Origin of the sequence: Nocardia iowensis (genome assembly GCF_019222765.1) — a bacterium.
Taxonomy (GTDB): Bacteria; Actinomycetota; Actinomycetes; order Mycobacteriales; family Mycobacteriaceae; genus Nocardia; species Nocardia iowensis.
Genome location: NZ_CP078145.1, coordinates 4,737,270 through 4,757,131, shown reverse-complemented (window position 1 = coordinate 4,757,131; position 19,862 = coordinate 4,737,270). Strand labels below are relative to the sequence as shown.

The 19,862-nt window shown below is 66.9% G+C and carries 18 protein-coding genes; 14 read left to right on the top strand and 4 right to left on the bottom strand.

What is annotated here, in order from left to right; translation table 11 throughout:
• Nucleotides 1-28: 28 nt before the first annotated feature.
• Genes KV110_RS22015 through KV110_RS21965 form a run of 11 tightly spaced genes read left to right on the top strand, consistent with a single transcriptional unit; the run spans nucleotide 29 to nucleotide 14,412 of the window.
• The gene (locus KV110_RS22015) at nucleotides 29-1,288 is read left to right on the top strand and encodes a hypothetical protein (RefSeq protein WP_218469166.1); all 1,260 of its coding nucleotides are present in this window, start codon (nucleotides 29-31) and stop codon (nucleotides 1,286-1,288) included.
• Entirely contained in the window at nucleotides 1,285-4,182 is a 2,898-nt protein-coding gene (locus KV110_RS22010; protein ID WP_218469165.1) for a polymorphic toxin type 5 domain-containing protein, read from the top strand. The genes KV110_RS22015 and KV110_RS22010 overlap by 4 nt, the downstream gene beginning before the upstream one ends.
• Nucleotides 4,179-4,679, top strand: coding sequence for a hypothetical protein (locus KV110_RS22005; RefSeq protein ID WP_218469164.1), 501 nt, complete (start codon nucleotides 4,179-4,181; stop codon nucleotides 4,677-4,679). Before KV110_RS22010 ends, KV110_RS22005 begins: the two co-directional genes overlap by 4 nt.
• A gap of 14 nt (nucleotides 4,680-4,693) precedes the next feature.
• Nucleotides 4,694-5,074, top strand: coding sequence for a hypothetical protein (locus KV110_RS22000; RefSeq protein ID WP_218469163.1), 381 nt, complete (start codon nucleotides 4,694-4,696; stop codon nucleotides 5,072-5,074).
• Nucleotides 5,062-6,723, top strand: a complete 1,662-nt coding sequence (locus KV110_RS21995; protein ID WP_218469162.1) for a hypothetical protein — start codon at nucleotides 5,062-5,064, stop codon at nucleotides 6,721-6,723. The genes KV110_RS22000 and KV110_RS21995 overlap by 13 nt, the downstream gene beginning before the upstream one ends.
• A complete protein-coding gene (locus KV110_RS21990) occupies nucleotides 6,723-7,052 on the top strand; it encodes a hypothetical protein (RefSeq protein ID WP_218469161.1) in 330 nt (109 codons plus the stop codon). Before KV110_RS21995 ends, KV110_RS21990 begins: the two co-directional genes overlap by 1 nt.
• Nucleotides 7,053-7,063: 11 nt before the next feature.
• A complete protein-coding gene (locus KV110_RS21985; protein ID WP_218469160.1) occupies nucleotides 7,064-7,462 on the top strand; it encodes a contractile injection system sheath initiator in 399 nt (132 codons plus the stop codon).
• Complete coding sequence (locus tag KV110_RS21980) at nucleotides 7,459-8,769, top strand: baseplate J/gp47 family protein (protein WP_218469159.1); 1,311 nt, start codon at nucleotides 7,459-7,461, stop codon at nucleotides 8,767-8,769. Before KV110_RS21985 ends, KV110_RS21980 begins: the two co-directional genes overlap by 4 nt.
• Nucleotides 8,766-12,692, top strand: coding sequence for a LamG-like jellyroll fold domain-containing protein (locus tag KV110_RS21975; RefSeq protein ID WP_218469158.1), 3,927 nt, complete (start codon nucleotides 8,766-8,768; stop codon nucleotides 12,690-12,692). Before KV110_RS21980 ends, KV110_RS21975 begins: the two co-directional genes overlap by 4 nt.
• A 3-nt stretch (nucleotides 12,693-12,695) precedes the next feature.
• A complete protein-coding gene (locus tag KV110_RS21970) occupies nucleotides 12,696-13,304 on the top strand; it encodes a hypothetical protein (RefSeq protein WP_218469157.1) in 609 nt (202 codons plus the stop codon).
• Between the two features lie 25 nt (nucleotides 13,305-13,329).
• Nucleotides 13,330-14,412, top strand: a complete 1,083-nt coding sequence (locus KV110_RS21965; protein ID WP_218469156.1) for a hypothetical protein — start codon at nucleotides 13,330-13,332, stop codon at nucleotides 14,410-14,412.
• 6 nt (nucleotides 14,413-14,418) lie between these two features.
• On the opposite strand, the gene KV110_RS21960 is transcribed toward KV110_RS21965, so the two are convergent.
• The 3 genes from KV110_RS21960 to KV110_RS21950 form a co-directional block, all read right to left on the bottom strand.
• A complete protein-coding gene (locus KV110_RS21960) occupies nucleotides 14,419-14,994 on the bottom strand; it encodes a hypothetical protein (RefSeq protein WP_218469155.1) in 576 nt (191 codons plus the stop codon).
• Nucleotides 14,995-15,167: 173 nt separating this feature from the next.
• The gene (locus tag KV110_RS21955) at nucleotides 15,168-15,830 is read right to left on the bottom strand and encodes a hypothetical protein (protein ID WP_218469154.1); all 663 of its coding nucleotides are present in this window, start codon (nucleotides 15,828-15,830) and stop codon (nucleotides 15,168-15,170) included.
• A 183-nt stretch (nucleotides 15,831-16,013) separates the two neighbouring features.
• The gene (locus tag KV110_RS21950; RefSeq protein ID WP_218469153.1) at nucleotides 16,014-17,009 is read right to left on the bottom strand and encodes an EamA family transporter; all 996 of its coding nucleotides are present in this window, start codon (nucleotides 17,007-17,009) and stop codon (nucleotides 16,014-16,016) included.
• 38 nt (nucleotides 17,010-17,047) lie between these two features.
• Between KV110_RS21950 and KV110_RS21945 the strand changes: the two genes are divergently transcribed.
• From KV110_RS21945 to KV110_RS21935, 3 genes are all read left to right on the top strand, one after another.
• Nucleotides 17,048-17,578 (top strand): CGNR zinc finger domain-containing protein, encoded by a 531-nt coding sequence (locus KV110_RS21945; RefSeq protein ID WP_218469152.1) that lies wholly within the window; start codon nucleotides 17,048-17,050, stop codon nucleotides 17,576-17,578.
• Nucleotides 17,579-17,783: 205 nt separating this feature from the next.
• The gene (locus KV110_RS21940; RefSeq protein WP_246633908.1) at nucleotides 17,784-18,998 is read left to right on the top strand and encodes a GGDEF domain-containing protein; all 1,215 of its coding nucleotides are present in this window, start codon (nucleotides 17,784-17,786) and stop codon (nucleotides 18,996-18,998) included.
• A gap of 27 nt (nucleotides 18,999-19,025) precedes the next feature.
• Nucleotides 19,026-19,172 carry a DUF1059 domain-containing protein gene (locus KV110_RS21935; protein ID WP_218469150.1) on the top strand — a complete coding sequence of 49 codons (147 nt, stop codon included), beginning with the start codon at nucleotides 19,026-19,028 and terminating at the stop codon, nucleotides 19,170-19,172.
• A 66-nt stretch (nucleotides 19,173-19,238) separates the two neighbouring features.
• On the opposite strand, the gene KV110_RS21930 is transcribed toward KV110_RS21935, so the two are convergent.
• On the bottom strand, nucleotides 19,239-19,844 hold the full coding sequence (locus KV110_RS21930) for a TetR/AcrR family transcriptional regulator (protein ID WP_218469149.1): 606 nt from the start codon (nucleotides 19,842-19,844) through the stop codon (nucleotides 19,239-19,241).
• Nucleotides 19,845-19,862 lie beyond the last annotated feature (18 nt).

Below are 19,862 nucleotides of genomic sequence, written 5' to 3'. Positions count from 1 at the left end.
GGTCCACGACGACGAAAGGAGGGTAGCCATGCCAACGGAGACGCCGCCACCGAATACGCGGCCGCAACACACTGCGCCGACGACCGCCCAGTTCGCGGTCAAAGTACGGATCATCGGCACCCCAACGGCCGCGGACCTGGACAAGGTGACCGAGTCGGTGGCCAGCGGCGTCGGTCGGCGGCTTCGGGCGTCCCGCGTGACTTCAAGTCCTGCCACCGAGGCCGAGCTGACCCATCTGCGGGCCCAGGCGGAATGGCTGCACGCCGCCGACGCCGAGGCGAAGCTGCGCGCGGAAGGGCCACCGACCATCCTGAACCCGCGGTATAGGTGGCAGCCGCTCGCCGACCTGCTCCGGGGAGTGGCGTCGCGATCGGGGACGGATCCAGCGACCTACGTCGCCGTCGCCGATGCGATCACGAGCCTCTATCGGGCCGCGCGCGACGAAGCAGGCTCCGTCGATTACCGAATCGGCAAGTCCGAGCTGCTCGAAACAGGCATGACCGCCGAAGATATCGCGGAAGTCGACCGGATCTTCACCGCCACCGGATTCGCCCCGGAAGGGACCCCGGTCCGGGATTGGGCCATCGACGACGGCACCGGCACCGGCTGGATTCTGGCGCGGCGCAAGACCGAGCGGGAGGCGAACAACATCGCTCGGGGTCTGCGAGCCCGGCAGCAAGCCACCGTCCGGCAACAGGCCGAGGAGCTGATCTGGGGGCTGCTGTACGCCCTCGGCGGGGCCAAGCGGGGCAGTGCGTCGGCGAATCTGGTCGTGCCGCGCGCGGGCGCGGCGGACGGGCCTGCGCGGACCTACCTTCCCCGCACCGGCGCGAGCAAGGACACGGCCGTGCCGTTCGCGGGCCTGGTACCGGCACCGCTCGGCGAAGTCCGAAGCAATATCGGTTTCCAACGCGAGCTCGCGGTGGCCCGGCTCACCGGCGGTCGACTGGCCAGAAGCGGACGGGTAAGCGAAGGCGGCACGCTGGAGGATCTGAAGCTGCGGTTCCAGCGCGCCAATGGTGAGTCCGGGGCCGTGGATGTCGATGTGATCGGTCCGCAAGGCGAGCTGATCCTCGTCGGCGGGCCGGGTAAGAGCGGCGCCAAGATGTCGCTCACGATCCAGCGCATCGCGGATCTGAAACTCGCCGCGGCGCAACGACGGGTCGGCGCCCTCGCCTACTTCACCAGCGATACGCCGAAAGATGTGCTGGACAAGGCGATCAAGCACCTGGGTGCGGACAACGTCCGGCTGTTCGACGCGCCGCAATACCGGGAGCCGCCACGATGAGCCCCGATTCGCGGAAACCCCAGTCGATTCCGATCACCTTCACCGGTTCGCTGGCGCTCGACGACCCGCACAGCGTGGAGGAGGCGATTCGGCGCGGGATTCGCCAAGCGGTGCGGGAGTTCGAGTACGAGCACCCGACAGTCGATCCGCCAGCGACCCGCGCCAGTGGCGTGGTCCCGCGGGAGCGCGTCTTCCATGTGTTCGGTGACATCCTGCGCGTCGGTGCGACCGCGCACAGCCCGGTGCTCAGCCTCGGTCGAGACTTGCCGCTGTGGATCAAAGCAGGCGGCTATGTCGAAATAGAGACGGACAACCCGGCGCGTGCGGTCAACTGGGGCAACAGGCTGTTCGGTGCACGCGGCTTCGCGGTGCTGGCCAAGCCGCATGAGCAAGGACGATTGCTGGTCCGCCCGCTCGTCAAGGCGTTGCACGTCAACGACTTCGGCGGCTTCGCGCCCGCGGTCAGCCGTGAGCCGGGCCGGGTGGGAACCGTGTCGAGTGCACCTGCCAGCGGCGCCACCTTCCTCACCGATCCGGAGAACAGCCCCCTCATCATCTCGACGGCCGAGGGCGTTCGGCTGTATCGCACGAACGTCTCGGACTCGCCCACCGCGTGGGTCGGCGACAATATCGAGCGGTGGCTGGCCGACCCGGTCAACGCGGCATCGCTGGCCGAATCCGACGTCAGCGCGGTTGTCCAGCTGCTGACCACCGAGCACGCCGACGACCTCGGCATCGCGCATATCCTTGCGGCACTGGACCGTTCGCTGTTCGCCGCGATGGCCCTCGATGATCGCCGCCGCTATCTGCTTGTGCTGATGCGACTGGCGGAGCAGCCGGTGAGCGGTGTGGACACCGATCAACTCGACGCGGCAATGGTCGAGCTGGTGGCGTCGTGCCGGTCCAAGTCCGAGTTGGACGCACTGCTGGCTCCGCTCGCCGCGGACGGCACGCTGCTGAAGTTGTTCAGCCAGTTCGACAAGCCCACATTCCGGTTGCTGATCGCGGTCGGCTCACATCTGGCGATCACGCCGCTCGAGCCAGCGCAGCTACTGGATATCGTTGTCTACCAACTGAAACACCCGATGTCGATGATCGACATCGCCGAATTCGTCGGCACCGCCTACGACTGGCTGCGCGGCACCGTGGCAAGCCTCGGCGATCTTCCCCTGCTGCCCGTCGAGCTCGCCTCGGGCGTGCCCAAACTGTTCGAGCTCTACCTGCTGGTGTCCCGGGCGCTCGGCGAAATGCCGATTCCGATCCCCGGATTCCCGGCCGCGCCATCGCCGCCCGACCCGGCGGCGCAGGCACAGCTGCGCGCGCTGCTCGCGAGCGCGGGCACAACCGCGCGCACGGCGATGCTCGGTCTGCAGCACATCGATCAACTCGCGGGCACGGGAGCTGTCGCCAGTGCACTGGCGCGCCGGATAACGCGGGTGATGATGCTGGAGATCCTCGCCGCGTTCGTCACCGGCCTGCCGGAGGCCAAGGCTGCCTCGGTCGCCGAGAAGATCGCCGCGCAGGCACGGTTGTTCGAGGCACTGGCCACTGCGCTGAAGCTGGCGGACGCGGGCGAGGTGGGCAGGTTGATGTGGCTGTTGCCCAAGTCGTATTCCGACGACGTCCTTCGACTGCTGACGAACGCGCCGAGCCGGGCCAAAACGCTGCCACGGTTCCTTGCCACGAGCCCGCAAGCCAGGGCGGCGGGCAAGCGGCTGACGGCCGGACTGCGGGTCGCCGAGGTGGTCGAGGACGCGGTCGGCCCGGCGAGCGGACTGGCCGAGGACGTGCTTGCGGGCGTGCACCGGATGCTGGATCTCGTCGACGCCGCGCCCGGCTGGTCCGGCGACGCGATGCGTGCACTGCTGAAAGGCATACCGGGACAGGAGATGTCCGCGATGCTGCGGGTTGCGGGCCGCCTCACGACCGAGCAGCTGCGTGATCTCGGCCCGACGGCGTTCAACCAAGTGGCCCGCGCACGGGGTGCGCTGGAGTTCGTCGTCGACGCAGGCGGGCACGCACTGGCACCGACCGCGCGCGCCTTCGGTACCTACCCCGCACGGTATGAGCACTTCCTCGAAAAGGTTGCCGACGCTCGGCAAGGGCTTGGGCCGCAGCAGTATCACCACCTGATGGAGCGGATCGCGGCAGGTGATCTGGCGGACTTCGACGACGCCGACTTCTTGTCCAGGATCACCGAAGCCGCCGCGAAGGCGGTGCGGCCGACCTCGGGCCCGACGGTTCCGGCGTCCTCGCTCGGCAAGATCGGGCGCATCGCAAGCAAGGAAGCCTTCCGCCGCGAGGTGGCCAGGATCCTTCGCGAGAACCCGGCGCACCCGCTGCGAGTCCTGTTGGACGAGAACGGAAATCTCCGGACGACCATTGGGGACGCCGCGCATTGGTTCGAACATCCGGAGATTTCCGAAGCGGGTCACCTCCGCAGCGCGAAATCGCTGACCGAAGCGGGCAGCGATCAACTGGTCGTGATGTCCGCGTACCGGAATCGGCTGGCCAGCAGCACCATCGAGCATCCGTCGAAGGGTGGGTTCATGAGCATCGAGGCTGCGCTCGACATCGAAGGCATACCGATCGACATAGAGACCGCGGTCGATCTGGTCGCCAAGGGTTCCCTCGATCCGGCGGTGGTGGCCCGTGCGCCGCGGATCAGCTATCGGCTGGCCGCCGAAGCACCCTTCGGTTCGGCGGCTGACGCCGCGGCGAAAGGCCTTCGCGTGGCAGCGGAGCCGCCGCGGCTCCGAGTGGAGGTCGAGCAGCCACGCATTCGCGTGGCCGACGAACTGGTCGATGAGCCGCCCGGCATCGCGGACGAACTCGTCGACGAACTCGAACCACCCGCAGTCAAACAGATGATCAAGAAGGAGCCGGAGCAATGACGGCGCAACCAGTACTGATCGGCCCGGTCCCGTTGCTCTACGTGCAGAGCATCTCGATGACCGAGGGATACCAGATCCAGCGGGTCGCGGATAGTTCGTTCTCGCAGGCTATCGCGCCGACCCGCAAGGCCATCGCGATCGAGGCCATGTTGCTGGGACCGGACCGGTTGTTACTGAAGAAGGAGCTGGAAGCGCTCGCGTTGACATCCCGGCTGCTCGTCGCGGCGACCGCGAAAGCCCTTGCCGTGACCGGTATCCCGGTGGTGTGCGGGTTGACGATCAGCCTGGACATGCAGATCACCGACCTCCGGTTCACCCAGAGCGCGCAGAAGCGGGACGCGATCGACGTCTCGATCAGCCTCAGTCATGTGCCGAGGAGCAGCGCGACGGCCGTACTCGGTGAGCTGGCCGACCTGGCGCTGGCCGGGGGCAGCGCGCTTTTCGCGGGCCCGGCCGAGCCCGCGTCCGTGCCCTCCGTCCCGTCGATCCCGCTGTGAATCGCGAGGAAGCCATGAACCCGACGCCGTACCGCTATCTCCGTCTCCCGATCGACGCCGATCAGGGATTCCCGCAGGCCGTGCGCATGTCCTTCGGCGGGCGCAACTATGTCTTGTCGTGCTACGTGAACGTGACCGATGAGGAACTGCTCGACCGCGACGAGCCGCTGCCGCTGCCGCAACCCGGTGCGTTCCTGGTGCTGGAGGTCGCCACCGAGGAGGCGGCGGGCACCCGAATCCTGTTTCGCCGCAAGCTTGTTCCGCACCGCGAGTATCACGCCCAGGAACTGGCTCTGCTCTTCACCGAATCGGCCGTGCACCCGCGCAACCTCAACGCGTCCGGTGCGCACAACTCGTCAGTGGTCGGGGGTGTGGCGCTGCGATGGGCTTCATAATCTGGTACAAACTCGAATTCCGCGCGGGCACCACCGCGCCGACGCCACTGCTGCGGCTGTCCAACGACGTGTTGCACGGGGACCTGCTGCTCGATGCCGCCGTCAAGACGAAGGCGACGCTCGGCCCACACGCGACGACCTTCGAGATCACCCTGTGGGACCTGCCGCTGGACGAAGCCGAGAGACTCGCCGAACAGTCCCGGACCCGGGCCGGGTCGCGGGATCCGTTGCTCGTCGACATCGGCCTCGGCTACTTCGACCAGCCATCGACCCAGTTGCGGCCGGTGCTGCGCGGCGCGGTCACCGACATTCGCACCGAGGTCGCCGCCGACGGAAGTCTGCTGACTCACCTCAAGGGCAAGGAGTTGGGCGGCTATCACCTACTCCGGCAAAGGTTCTCCTACCACAAGCCGGGTGAGTCGACCTTCGCGCAGATCCTCGCTGCCGTGGCGGCCGAAACCACCGTGCACATCCTGCACGACGGGGTCACCGGTACGGACAAGGATGTCACCATCGCGGACGGCACGGCGCTGAGCGCGTTGGGGGCGCTGGCGGCCAAAGCGGGCGCGCCGCTGGCAGTGCGCAATGAAAAGGCGGTGCTCGGCACCATCAGCGACCCCGCGCCGCCCGCCATGTTCCGCAACGCGGACAACATTGTCGACCGGCGCCGATGGGACAGCGGATCACCGGATCCGCAGGCGGCCCCGGGCACGACGACGCGATACGAACTGACGGTGCTCGGCGATCCGGCCCTCCAGATCGGCGCCAGAGTGTCGATGGACGATCTGGAGACGCACGACCTGCGCGTCGAATCGGTGCAGCACCTGTTCAGTCTGCGCAGCGGTTACACCTGTGCGGTAACGGTGCTCGACGCCGGCTCGGCCGATCGCGCCGAGGCGGTCAGTGGGCCACACGCCGTGATCGATGACCTGCACGCGTTGACCCGCGGCGTCCTCGCCGGACACCCCAACGTCGACGTGGGTGACATCGCCGGGTACCGCAAGACCGGAGAGGGCGACAACGGCGGGCATCGGGCCACGCTCCGCTACGGGCAGCAACCGTCCGCGTCGAGCGTCGACGACCCGGTGGACAACCGGTTGATGCTGCACGACAAACCGCTGGCGTCGGTATTCGCCTGGGACCGAACAGGATTGATGGTTCCGGTCTATCCGGGCATGCGATCGCTGCTGGTGCACAACGGCGGTGAGGTGAACGACGCGATCGCCGCGGGATTCCTGTGGTCGCGCCACGCGAAACACGTTCCGCCCAAGAACGAGGCCGGTGACTACTGGTTGTGCTTGCCGACCGCGGTATCGGACGGGCGGCCCGAGGGCAAGGGCGTCAACGATCTCATCGACGCCGGTGGACACCGGGTCGTGCAGGCCGTCGGGCTCGCGATCGAGGTGGGCACGGAGGTGCTGCCCGAGGTCGGTGAGCGCCCGACCCCACCGACGGCGCAGACGCTGACCATTAAGCACGGCAAGGGCACAACGATCACGGTGGCCGAGGACGGCTCGGTGGACATCACCACCGAAGGCAAGGATCTGACGTTCGGCAACGGCAAGGCGTCGATCGCCATCAGCGGCGGCGAGATCACCATGACCGCGGACTCCATCAAGCTCACGGCCACCTCGGTGGAGGTGGGGTGATGGCGAAAGTGCTTGTCACGAACTCACAACTCACCTGCGCGCACGCACCGCTCACCGTGCGCTCCAGCGCCGCGCTCACCGTGAACGGCAACCCGGTGCTGCTGGTGACGGATTTTCGAGCCGCGACGTTCGCCTGCACAACGGTCACGCCGGCGGGCGGCCCCTGCAAGAAGCTGCTCCCGTTCACCGCGGGCGTGTCGACCGTGCTGAAAGTCGGTGGGCAGCCGGTGGTGCTGGCCACGGCGGCGGCGTTGACCGATGCGTCGGCAGCGAACGCGGGCAAGTTCACGGTGGTCGACGCGGCCCAGACCATTCTCGATGCGAAGTAGGAGGAACGATCATGGCAACAGGACACGGTATCGGGATTCGGCTCGACCGCGGCGACATCGTGCTCGCGGACGGCGACATAGCCCTCGTCTCCGGACTGCCCAACCTGGCGCAGGCACTCCAATTGCGCGTGCTGACACCGCTGGGCAGCGATCGCTACGACACCAGGTACGGATTCGACTACCGCGCCGTCTTCACCACCCCGGCGGGTGCGTACGAAATGCGGGATCTCGTTCGGCTCAACCTGGTTCGCACCATCAGCACGGACCAGCGGGTGCGCGAGATCCGCGATATCGACGTACTGGATGCGCAGGTTGATCCGCATCACCGGAAGTGGAACGTCGAGGTGTCGATCATCGCCGGTGACGGCACCGCGGCGACGTTGACGACGGAATTGGGGGCGGCGGCATGACGCAATTCGGGGTGACCAGAGATGGATTCGTGCTCAAGGGCCTTGCCGAGATCCTGCGAGCGGCCCAGCGGCGAGCGGTCGATGTGTTCGGTCCCGAGATCGACCTGTCCAGTACCAGTGTGCTGACCAAACTGTTGCAGGCGACCTCCGATGAAGACGCCGAGCTGTGGAAACGGCTGGAGGACGTCTACTACGGCCAGTTCGCCTCTACCGCCTCCGGCGACGATCTGAATCTGCTCGGTGCGGACATCGGGCTGGAGCGCAACCATCTGTTCGCCGAGGGCGATGCGCAGTTGGAAATCGTCGGTGCCGAGCCCGGCCGCAGCTACCTGTTGCCGGAAGGCACGGTGCTGTTGGACAACCTGCCGACACCCAACGCCTTCTACCTCACGGCACCGGTGACACTGAGTGCGAAGTCGCCCGTCGCGACGGTGCGTGCGCGCGCCTTCGTGGCGGGTGGCCGAGCCGATATCGAACCGGAGCAGCTCGTCGGCGTGGACCCCGACTACCTGCGCACGCAACTGCACTTCCCGACGACGGTGACCGTCACCGCGACCAATCCGAGCGCCTTCGCGGGCGGCGCCGATACCGAGGACGACACCGCCTACCGGGCAAGGCAACTCGGCTTTCCCCGTGACATGTGGACGCTGCAGAGCGTGCGGGCGGCCGCGCTCCGGGTGCGCGGTGTTGTCGATGTGCTGTTGTCGGATTCGCTCGGTGGCACCGATGTCACGCAGAGCTTCTTCGACCAATTCAACTTCGGCGAGCGCACTTTCAGCGGTGAACGAAAGTTCGGCGAACCCTATTTCTTCGATGTCGTTGTCGCGCACGAGTTCGCGCGGCCCTGGCGGACGACCGGACCGGTCGTCGGCATCTACGAACAGGTCAAGGCGGAGGTCGACCGGGTACGGCCGGTCGGCATCTACCCGAACATCGTCGAGGCCGACCACATCGAGGTCGGACTGCGTGCGACCGTCGTCATCGAGCCGGGTCAGGATCCGAAGTCCCTGCGCGCGGCCCTGCTCGATCGCCTCTCGAGCAATCTCGATGTGCTGCGACTCGGCAGTGACGTGGTGTTCTCCCAGGTGATGTGCGTGCTGGTCGATCAGCCGGGTGTGCTGGATGTCCGCGACCTCCGCCTGCGGCGCTTCCCACCGACGCTGGGTCGAATCACCTTCGGCGCGGAGCTGTTCCAGGCCGAGCCCATCGAGGTCGGGTTCGGCGAGAACCTGACGCTCGGGCCCACCGAGATCGCGCAGTTCCGGCAGGACAGTTTGCTCGTCGACATGCAGGTGGTGGGTCAATGATCAGCTATCCAGCCGCGCTCGACCGGATGGCGGGCACGCTCACCACCCCATTCGCCGCCGGTGCCGATCGGCTCGCGCTGCCCTTCGTCCCCGGTGAACAGAGTCGCGAGACCAGGTTCGCTGCCTACGATTTCGGGGAGCACCGGGCGCGGTTCGGCACCGATCCACGGGTGCGGTACATCGTCACAGCGCGGGAAGATATCCCCGTCGAGGTCACGATGACGGTTCGCTACCGGTCGTCGGGATCGTCGAACGCCAGTCTCTCCTTTGCCATCCCGGCCGGCACCCCGGCGGGCACGTCGCTTCTCGTCCCGCTCGGCGTCGATGCCGCGACCGCGGTGCTGCAGAGCGTCTCAGTGGAGGTGCCGCAGGGAGAGCCGCCACAAGGCGTTCGGGGCGTGTTCCGGTTCACCGCGTTGCTCGGTGATCTCGCGGCGCTGCTGTGGGTGCTCGGCGGCGAACGGGATGTGCTTGCCGCGCAGCTGAATCAAGTGCGCGGACAGCGCAATGTCGCCGCGGCCGTCGGGCTTTCGCTCGATCTCATCGGCTCCGATCTCGGCATCCCACGATTCCCGCCGCTGCCCTACGGCTTCGCGCCGGACACGATCGCGCTTTATCACCTCGAGGACAAGGTCGAGACGCCGACGGTGGTGGACGCGATGACCCTCTACACCGGGGTGGGCCATCCAGGCAGCAGGACCAACGCCACACCCGGCGCGGACGGTCGTTTCGGGTCCGGCATGGGCTTCGTGTACGGCCAGTCCGAGATCACCGTCCCCGATCACGCTGATTTCGCCCTGGCCGCCGCCGACAGCTTTACCGCCGAATGCTTTGTCCGGCCCGCCCCCGGCGAGTGGCGCGGGGCGGTGCTCTCGAAACACACCGACATGCTCGACCCGGTAAAGCCGGGCTGGGGCTTGCATATCGGGAACTTTCGCGGGCTCGACCGCAATGTCTGGTTCCTGTTGTCGGACGGGGCGATTCGGACCGAGCTGTTCGCCGACGTGTCCCTCGACACCGACAGGTTTCATCACCTCGCCGGGGTCCTCGATCGCGACCGCGGGCTGGCTCGGCTGTTCGTGAACGGCGAACTCGCGGCGACGCAGGCGACCACCGTCGGGGCGCTGACCAACACCGCGCCGCTGCGGATCGGTTTCAGCGACAACACGGGTGGCGGCTTCAGCAGCGGTTTCTACGGCACGCTCGACGAGGTCCGGATCTCCCGGCGGGCGCTGACCTCGTTCGCCCCTGTGCTCGGCGAGGACGACACGAGCTATCGGCACCGCCTTGCGCTGTTCCGGCGGTGGAACCTGCCGACACCGGCGAATATCAAGGACGCGTTGAACGACATCGTCGGTGAAATCAACGGCGTTCCGCGCCCGATCACCGTGTCCGATGCGTTCGTCCGGTCGCCTGTCGGCTCGCATACCGTCACTATCCGACCGGTGGCCCTCCGGCCCGGCGAGACAATCGACGCTCGGGGGCGAAGGGGCACAACGGAATCCGAGATCTGCGGCACGATCGCCGACGATCAGTTCGATCCGCGGTGGCTGGTGGCCTACGACAACGACCGGCCCGCCTTCACCGGCGGCGAGCGCCGGATTCGCCAGCCCATGCGGCGGAACCTGGAGGCACTGGTCCGGCTGGTGCAACCCGACGACGTGCTGCCCGACATCCGGCTGAGTGTCGCCCTGTACGACCCGAAAGCCGCCGACCTACGTGCCGTCGGGCGCGCGGTGATACTGCGGCATCCCAGGATTCCGGCGGACCGGCTCGCCGCCCTGGCTCACCGGGCTGGCTTCTCCTGGGTGCAGCACCGTGCGGGCAGTGCCGATGTCTATGCCTCGATCGCCGATACCTCGTCGATCGAGATCACCGGTCCGCTGCCGGGGAACTGGTACGGCAAGGACATCCCGGTCGACAACCCGATCCCGCTCGACATCGCACCGCCGCCGCCGGGCGACAGCCTGTTGCGTTGGTCCGTGCTGCAGGCGGGGCCGGGACGCGCTGAGCTGCTCGGGCCGGTCACCGGCAAGCGGATCGAACTGCGCGGACGGCATACCGGCGAAGTCACCGTGAAAGTGGAGGCCCGGCTCGGCGGCAAAACCTATTCCGCGACACGCAAATTGAGTATGGGGCCGGTGCAGCTCGACGCCGGGCAAACGATCGGGGCGGACGGTTCGACCGGCGTCGACGCGTCGATTGCCGGTGGGCCGGGTGACGGCGCGTACTCGCCGGAGTATCTGGTCACCGTCGACGATCCGACGCTCGAGGTCGCGACCCCCGGGATCAACCGGATGCAGGCGAATGTCGCGGACTGCCTCGGGCGGCTACTCGCGGGCGTATTTCCGCCGCAGCCGACACAGGTCAGGCTGGTCGAGGGCTGGAATGCCAATGGCACCGGTCTGGACCGGGTCGGCCGCGAGCTCGCCCTCGCCCCGACGGCGGAGGCGCCGATGTCGCTGGCCACCTTGGGCGTACTGGCACACGGAGCCGGTTTCGACCACGTCGAGAACACCGGCACGGTGGTGCGGGTCAGGCATCGGGCAGGCGAACACGTCGAGGTCGGCGGACCGGCCGAGGTGGACGAAGGCAGCACGACGTCGTTCGCGATGCCGCAGCACGGCAACCCGGTGGGCGCGGTCCGGGCGGGATCCGCGCTCGCCACCGTGAACCGGGGTAGATCGACAGTGTCCTTGCTGGACAGCGCAACCGGTGCGTTGCTCGGCACCGTCCCGGTAGCCGGGTCGCCAATCGGTATCGCCGCGAACGCGAACGGCGGGACGGTGTATACCGCGAGCAGCACCGACCGCACGGTCACCGCCGTCGACGTGGCGACCGCGAAGGTCGTGGCCGTCGGTCCCGCGCTCGCCGCGGCCCCGGTCGCCATGGTGGCGCACCCGAGCAAGCCGTGGTTGGTGATACTGCTGCCCACGCAGGTCGTCATCGTCGACACGAGCTCGTTGGCGGTCGTCAAGCAACTGACGATCCCCGATGCGAGTACCGGAAAGCTCTTGGCGCTCAACCCGTCCGGGACGACCGCGTGGGTCGCGTGCACGGACAGGACGCTGCGCAGCGTCGCCGTCGAGGAGGGCACTTGGGGTGCGGCACCCGCACTGCCCGCCGTCCCGCTGGCGCTGGCGGTAAGCGGCACCCGGGTCTACGTGACGGCCAATCGTTCGCTGCTGGTGCTCGATTCGGCGAACGGGACGGTGACCCGGAGCTTCGACGACCTGGATCTTTTCCCGTCCCGGCTGCACGTGGACGAGTCCGCGGGTGCCGTGTACGTCGGCGCGTGGTTCGACAAGGGCGTCGAGCGCAGGAACGCGGCGGGGGAGCGGCAGGGCTTCGTCGCGACCCCGGGTGCGCCCGTCGCCATCCTCGGCTCGGGCGCTTCGGTTTTCGCTGTGCTCCGTGGCGAGCCGCACAGCGGGGGAATCGATGCGGTCGCCACGCTGACAACCGGCCCCACCCTCCGTATCACGGCGCTGTGGCCACTGGCCCCCGTCGGCGGCCGACGCCTCGAATGGTCGGTGCGAACGGCCGACGAGGCGAAGGCCCATCTCGACGGTTCCACCGGTGAACTCGCGAAGCTCACCGCGACCAGCGCAGGCGCCGTGCAGGTTCGGGCCCGCGCACGGGTCGACGGCAATCCGCCCTACACCGTTCGGATCGGTCTCGATCAGGCCCTGCTCGATATGGAGCAGGCGGGCACACCGGTGGTGATCCGGCGGGGCCAATACGAACGAATCATGAATGTGCTCAACGAATTACACCCGGTGGGCGTGGAATTCGAAACCAGCGTGATCCGGTCCCATGTGCTGGAACTCAAAGCGGGGCAACTGGAGCTCTTCCCCGCCTACACCTACCCCACTTATCGGCTGCGTGGTCAGCACATCGCGCGCCCCATCGGAAAGGACTGAATCGTGCCCTTCAACATCAATTTCACGAAGACCTTCAAACATCAACCCTGGGTCGACGCCCGCGACCGGGTAACCGCAGGCGGAGACAACGGCTTCAACGTTCGATTCCAGGCGTTGGAGGCCGACCTCGACACCCTGGAGGACCGCTTCCAGCAGGTGAGCGCGGCATTGAACGCGGTGGCGGCCGGTGGCGGCGGTGACCGGGTGATCACTGTGCCACCGCTGTTCGTCACGACGAGCGGAGCGCCGTGGGATCTCAGCAATGTCGGCACCGCGCACACGCTGGCGGGGGCGGACGCCTCGGGCGCGGTGCAGGTGCAGTTGCCTGCGGCCGGAGTGGTGTCCTCTTTGACGGTCACCGGGCGCACCATCGGGCCCGGCGTGCTGCAGGTGACGTTGTACCGCATCGACGCCCGCGGCGCCCAGAGCTCGATCGTGGTGGCGCGGGTGGACGGCCAGGCGGGGGAGATCCCGTTCACGGTCACCAGGAGTGCCAACGGGCACCGCATCGACCCGGCCTCGTCGTACTTCATCTACGCCGACGGGCAGAGCGGCTCGACCACCTCTTCCATCCAGATCAACAGCCTGCAGGTCGCGTGCGCGGCCGGCTGAACCGAAACAATCAAGGAGTAATGCAATGACATGTCCAGAAGGCGTAGGAAGCGGTACGACCAAGGGTCTGCACATCGGACTCAACGTCGCGACGATCGATAACGGCGATCGCCCGATCCCCAAGGACACGCAAGGCAACTTCGTCTTCGCGTTCTGGGTGAGCCCGAATATCCGGCTGGTCCCGATCGGGGAGCTGGATCTGTGGAAGAACCCGCAACATTGGAACGGGAAAGATCTGATTGTCCAGAAGGTAGAGATCGGGACCGCCTACAAACTCGTGGTCCGGGTCCGCAACACCGATGTCACGTATCGCCGGAATATCACCCTGGAGGCATGGGTTGCGGATTTGAACGCGGGCTCCGGATCCGCTGCCGCGATCCGGAGGTTTCCGAACAGCACTACCGACCGAAGTAAGGTGTCGTTCAAGACGGACCTCATCCACAGCGCCCAGGAGGTACCCCCGCAGAACCCGGCCGACCCGGATGACCCCACCAAGATGGCGGTGCTCGTCGGCCGGGAAACCTGGACTCCGAACGCGGAACAGTTGCAGTACAACGGCGGTCACACCTGCCTGATCGCCAACGTGTACACCGAGGGCTCCAGTGACGAGCGAATCGCCGCCACGCCGTCGGAAGGCGAGCCGCTCGGCATCGGCGACGTGCGGCCATACTGCGACCGGCGACACGGACAGCTGAATCTCGACATCGTCTATCGGACCGTCGGTACCACGGAGACTCGCACCGTAATGGTCGGCGTGCCGGCCACCGACCGCTGCACGCTCGAAGGCGAGGTCGCCCTGAAAGCGGTTCAGTTGACGCAGGGCGAACCCCAATTGGCCGGCCTGGCAACGCATGCGGGGCTTACGTCGCACCACTGCCCGGACGACCCGATGGAAACGGTGACCATCGACGACGACGGGGATCCGAGCCACGAGCTCGGTATCTGCCTGGAACCCGGCGAGAACATCCCCGTCGCGCTGACCATCGCGCCGTACGACGGCGAAAAGCCCGGCGATATCTACGCTTTCGACATGATCACCACCGATGAGTCCAACGACAGCATCTACGGTGCGGCTCGTTTCTTCGTACTGGTGACGGATCCGGCCTGAGTCAGGTCAACGATGAGAGCTCGCCGCGTGTTCGACCATTTCGCGCACCACCGGTTTCAGGGACGCGACGAGGGAGAACCCGGCGAGCCTGATGCGCTCGGCGGGGTCGGTGACCTCCGGGAAGCTCGCGTCCGGGTTCCAGAACGGATATCCCCCGAAAGGGGCCAGCTCGCCGGACATTTCGGCGACGACGTGGTGCTGGGATTGCATGATCTGGAAGGTGAAGTTGTGCATGCGGTCGAGCGTCAGCCAGTGGTAGAACATTTTGTAGCCGCACATGACGCTCCATTCCTCGCTGCCGCTACTCACGTGCGGGGACAGCCAGGCGTGCACGAATGGATTGTCGCCGTTGTATTTCGCGACGACGTCGAGCACGCCGCGCGATGGCGTGAGACCGGCGTGGATGCCGTAACCCATCTGCAGGAAGCGGTCGTCGAAATAGACGAAGCACAATCCGCTGTGCGTGACCGTCATCTCGCCGGGAACGAGGCACGTCCACTGGCCGGGGATGAAGCGATCGAAAATCGAATGGAGCTCGTTTTCCACCGCGACCGGCTCGGTCCTACCGTGCAAAATGGCCATCTGAACCCTCTGGCATCTGGAGAGCTACGCCGAAGACGCTGCGCCTCCGGGCATTTGAGTACTCCTATGCTAGGAACCGCGGGAATCAGGTGACCAGTCGTTCGAACGAATGATTTCAGTGGCCCCCGTGTGCCGCGCAATCCGCGCCACATGGGGGCCGCTGTCCGTCCTGGCTAGGCGTCCAGTGCGGAAACCGGCTGATCCGGTTGGTCCGCCTCGTCGATAGCTTCGTGCAGGTTCTTGATCACGCCGCGGGCGAGGGCATTGTTGCCCACGCCGCCGACGACGGCGCCGATACCGGCGGGGATCACCTTGCCGAAGGCGAGGGCACCGCGTTTGACGATGAACTGGACGAGGAACCGCTTGATCGGCGAGTCGTCCATGTTCCTGATGATCGGCAGCTTGTTCGCCAATCTGGTGTCCCACTGTTTGGCCGAACGTCCCGCCGTGCCGAGAGCTTCGGTCCCGGCCTGGCCGAGCACGACCGCCGAGACGAGCGGACGTCGCGGGGCCGTGGCCTTACTGCCGGAAACTTCGGTCGCGCCGACGGCATAAACCGTCGATGCCTCCAGGAAAAAGAGGGTGTCGGCACCGGCCGCGCCGAGCCCGACCAGCGTACCCACGCCCGGGACGGCCGCGCTCAACCCGACGAGCACGCCGCTCGCGGTCACCGCGATCAGGTAATGCTTCTCGAGTCGCTCGATGATCTGCTCGGGCGACGCGCCGGGGTGCCTGCCCCGAACGAACCCGGTGTACTTGCGCACCAGTGGTGCCTGCACGCGCGCCGACTTGTCGATCAACGAGACGACACCCTGATCGAGGAACTTTCGCAGCATTGTTTATCGCCCTTCCGGTCGGCACTACCCATTGCGACAACGTCTCGGCCGTCGACCATCCGGTCGACACGACCGAGCCTACGGCCGTCACGCTGTGCCACAGGTGATCCCGGCCACTTCAGTTCCGAACCGCCGCCACCGACTAGATAGCCCGCGGCGGCGACGGCAAACAAGATCGCCGAACTACCGGGCCTCGTTCAGCACCGGACGCTCGGGGTCGAGCTGTTCGGTGGCGGTTGCGGTGGCGGCATCGAGCTCGCCGCGACGGACGACGATCACGCCGGTGAGGATCAGTGCGCCGCCGAGCAGTTGGACGGCGCGGGGAGCCTCGCCGAGCAGCGCCCACGCGAACGCCAGCGCGGCAAGGACCTCGAAGAGGGCGATGAAGGAGGCGAGCCGGGAGCCGAGCAGGCGGGTGGCCACGATGCCGGAGACGTAGGCGAGTGCGGCGGTCACCACGCCGAGGACCAGCACCGGCAGCCACCAGGAAACGGTGAAGTGCTGGAAGACGACAGGATCGGTGGTGGCATGCAGGGGGAGAATGCCGACCGCGCCCGCCGCCAACAGGGCGAGTCCGCCGATGAGGAGTGCCCCCGCGGCCAGGACGGTGCCCGGTAGCGTGCCGTCGCCCTGGGCGGAGAGCACGAAGTACGCGGCCGCGCCGACCATGGCGGCCAGTGCCCACGCGATGCCGACCCAGCTGGTGGTGCGGCCGGAGCTCAGGTCGATGACCAGGAACAGGCCGGTGATGCCGAGTGCGGCACCGGCGACCGTCGCGGCACCCGGGCGTTGGCGGTGCCGCAGCCACAGCCAGCCGACTACGGCGATCGGGGCGGTGTACTCGATGAGCAGCGCCACCCCGACCGCCATGTGGGCGACGGCGTTGAAGTACGCCAACTGGGTGCCAGCCACGGCGACCAGGCCGTACGCGGTGATCAGGGATGCGTTGTGGCGCAACAGTTGCCAATTGCCGCGCAGCTGACCGGCCGCGATCGGCAGGAGTACGGCGGCGGCCACCAGCACGCGGACCGCTACGACGGACGCGGAGCTCCAACCGGCGTCCATCAAACCGCGGGCCAGTGGGCCGGAGAGGCCGAACGACGAGGCGGACAACATCGCGAAGAGCAGTCCTGATCTGAGCCGTCGAGCTACTGCTATGTCATGAGTCATCGTCGTCATGGGTAATGACGCTATGACCGAGGGGGTAATATGTCAACATGACTTTTGCTGATGACACCGAGGCTGCGCTGATGGCCGCGGTTGAGCTGGTGAACTCGGCGGAGGACCCGGATACGCTCACCGAAATCGCCCAGCTGGACGAGTTTTTCGTCAGGCACGCCTACACCGGCGTGCACACCGGCGACACCGAGGAGCTCGCGGCGGTGCGGGCCTTGCGTGCGCCGCTACGCCGGATGCTCACCAGTGACCGCGATACGGCGGTGCGGCTGGTGAACGAGTCCCTGGCGCGGCATCGGGCGATGCCGCAGCTGGTCCGCCACGGCGATATCGACTATCACATTCACGCGGTGCCCGCCGCGGCGCCGCTGCCCGTCCGGATCGCGGTCGAGACCGCGATGGCGATGATCGATCTGATCCGCTCCGATGAGCTGAGCCGGTTGTCCGTCTGTGCCGACAGTGCGTGCGAGGGGATCGTTCTCGACTTGTCCCGCAACCGATCTCGCCGGTACTGCAGCACCGCATGCGGGAACCGTAACGCCGTGGCAGCCTACCGGGCGAGGAAGAAATAACCGACCCGCCGCGGCTTGAGGAAATCCACCACGAGAATAGGCCGTCGCTGTCCACACGGATAGTGTGCTGATCTCACATTGCAGAATATGAAAAACCGCCTTAACGTCGATTAGCACGCCAAGTTGGATGACCAGGGTAATCCCCGGGTACACCCGGGTCCGTTGTCGACTCGAGGGCGGTAACTGAATGGCCGATAATCGATCGATGTTTCGAACATGGTGGCGAGACCCGGTCGATTACCGCGGTCTCGTCGAAACGTTCGGTTCCCATGGCGCGCTCGGCCGATTCAAGTTCATGCTCGGCGCCGGTGGGCTGGTCATGCTGGTGATCGCGGTGCTCGCCTCGATCGCGCAGGGCGATGTCGCCGGGCCGGTGGGGGAAATACAAGGCATCGTCGAAGCCGTTGTCGCCGGGGCGTGGACGGTGCGCTGGTGGTTTTTGCCGTGGCCGCGCGAAACCGAGTCGCTCGTCTGGATCGTGCTTTTCGATATCGACACCACCGCCAACAACCTGCTGGTGCACGACCGCGTGGTCGGGGTGTTGGGCGTCTTTCTGTTGATGGCGATGGGCGGCTATGTGACCGTGTTTCACGGACCGCGGGTGCTGGCGTTACACGTCGGGTGGACATTCCTGACCAGCGTTATGTTGGCGTGGTTGATGTACAGCGGCGCGCTGGCCGACCCCGGGCAGACGAATGCCGGTCATCGGCCGGAAGATCTCGCCTTGGGTCTTGCCGTCATCCTGGTCATGCTCGTCGTGGTCGGCGTGATTCTCCCGTTCGTGCAGTTCTGCCACTGGCTGCTGCGCATGGACGCCTTGTCCGATCCGTTGACCGTGCTGTTGAACCGGCGCGGCCTGGACTCCTACCTGGCGTCGCACATCGGCCACTGCCAGGGCCGGGCGGTGTACGTCGCGACGCTCGACCTGGACCGGTTCAAAGCCGTCAACGACAGCTTCGGCCATGCGTTCGGCGACGAGGTGCTGATCCGAACGGCGCAACGGATACGCGCGGCCGTCGAGCCGCATACCCTCGTCGCGCGCACCGGCGGGGAGGAGTTCGTGGTCGTCGGGCGCCTGCGCGAGGACGCCGCCACCGTCGGCGAGCGGCTGCGCGAGGCGATCGAGACCATGTCCGAGCTTCCGGTGCGGATCACCGCCAGCGTCGGCGTCGCGGTCCTCGACACGTCGCGCCGGGATACCCCGTACAACGAGACCACCTATCGCAGGCTGCTGCGCGGCTCCGATTCGGCGATGTATCGGGCGAAACGACGCGGCGGCAATGCCGTGGCGATCGCCGGTCAGGACGAGCCGCCGCCGAATCGGCTGAAACGCGCCCCGGCGAGCGCACCCGAGATCCACACCGCGCCGCCCCGCGATGACTCCGGGTTGCGCAGCGGTTCGATAGCACCACCCGCCTAGACTCGTCATCGAGAGGAAGGACGGCTGATGAAGCGAAACCTGAACTGCCCCTGCGGAGAAGCCATCGTCGGAACCGACGAGGACGACTTGGTCGCGAAGACCCAAGCTCACCTGGCCGAGAAACACCCCGGTCACGACTACTCGCGCGACGAAATCTTGTTCATCGCTTATTGATTCACGAACCGCGCGGCCCGCTGCCTCGGAAGGTGGTGGGCCGCACGGCGATAGTCCGCGCTGTGATCAGGCGAGGAGCGCCTTCAGTGCGGTAAGGGCGGCGATGACGTCGGCGCGGTCCACCTCGGTGGGGTCGATGACGGCGCGGTGGGCGAAGCCGTTCACCAGGGCGTGTACCGCCGGAGCCAGCCGGGCGGCTTGTTCGGCGGTAGTGCCGCGGTGGTGGGGCGGGTCGATCACGCGATCGGTGAGTAGCGTCCGCAGCAGTTCCAGGCCGCTTGGCACCTGCGCGTCGACCTCCGCCATCAGCTGCGGATCGCGCAGTGTGGTGGCCAATGTTTCCAGTTCGAAGGCGAAGTACTCCCGGGCGCGGCTGTCTCCTGTCGCATCGAGCACCGCATCCGCGTAGCCCCGCAGCACTTCGTCGAGCGTCAGCGCGGGATCGGCCAGCGGGCGCATGGTGTCGTGATATTCCGCGACCATCTGGTGGATCGCGGCGATGAGCAGCGCTCGTTTGCTGCCGAAGATCGAGTAGATCGCGCCGGTGGTCAGACCCGCCTGGTCGGCGACATCGCCGAGTCTTGCCGACTGATATCCGTTGGCGGCGATCTCGGTGATCGCCGCCGTGATCAGGGCCTCCCGGTTGTTCTCCCGGATCTGTGCGCGCTTCATCCCCTGATGATAATCTCA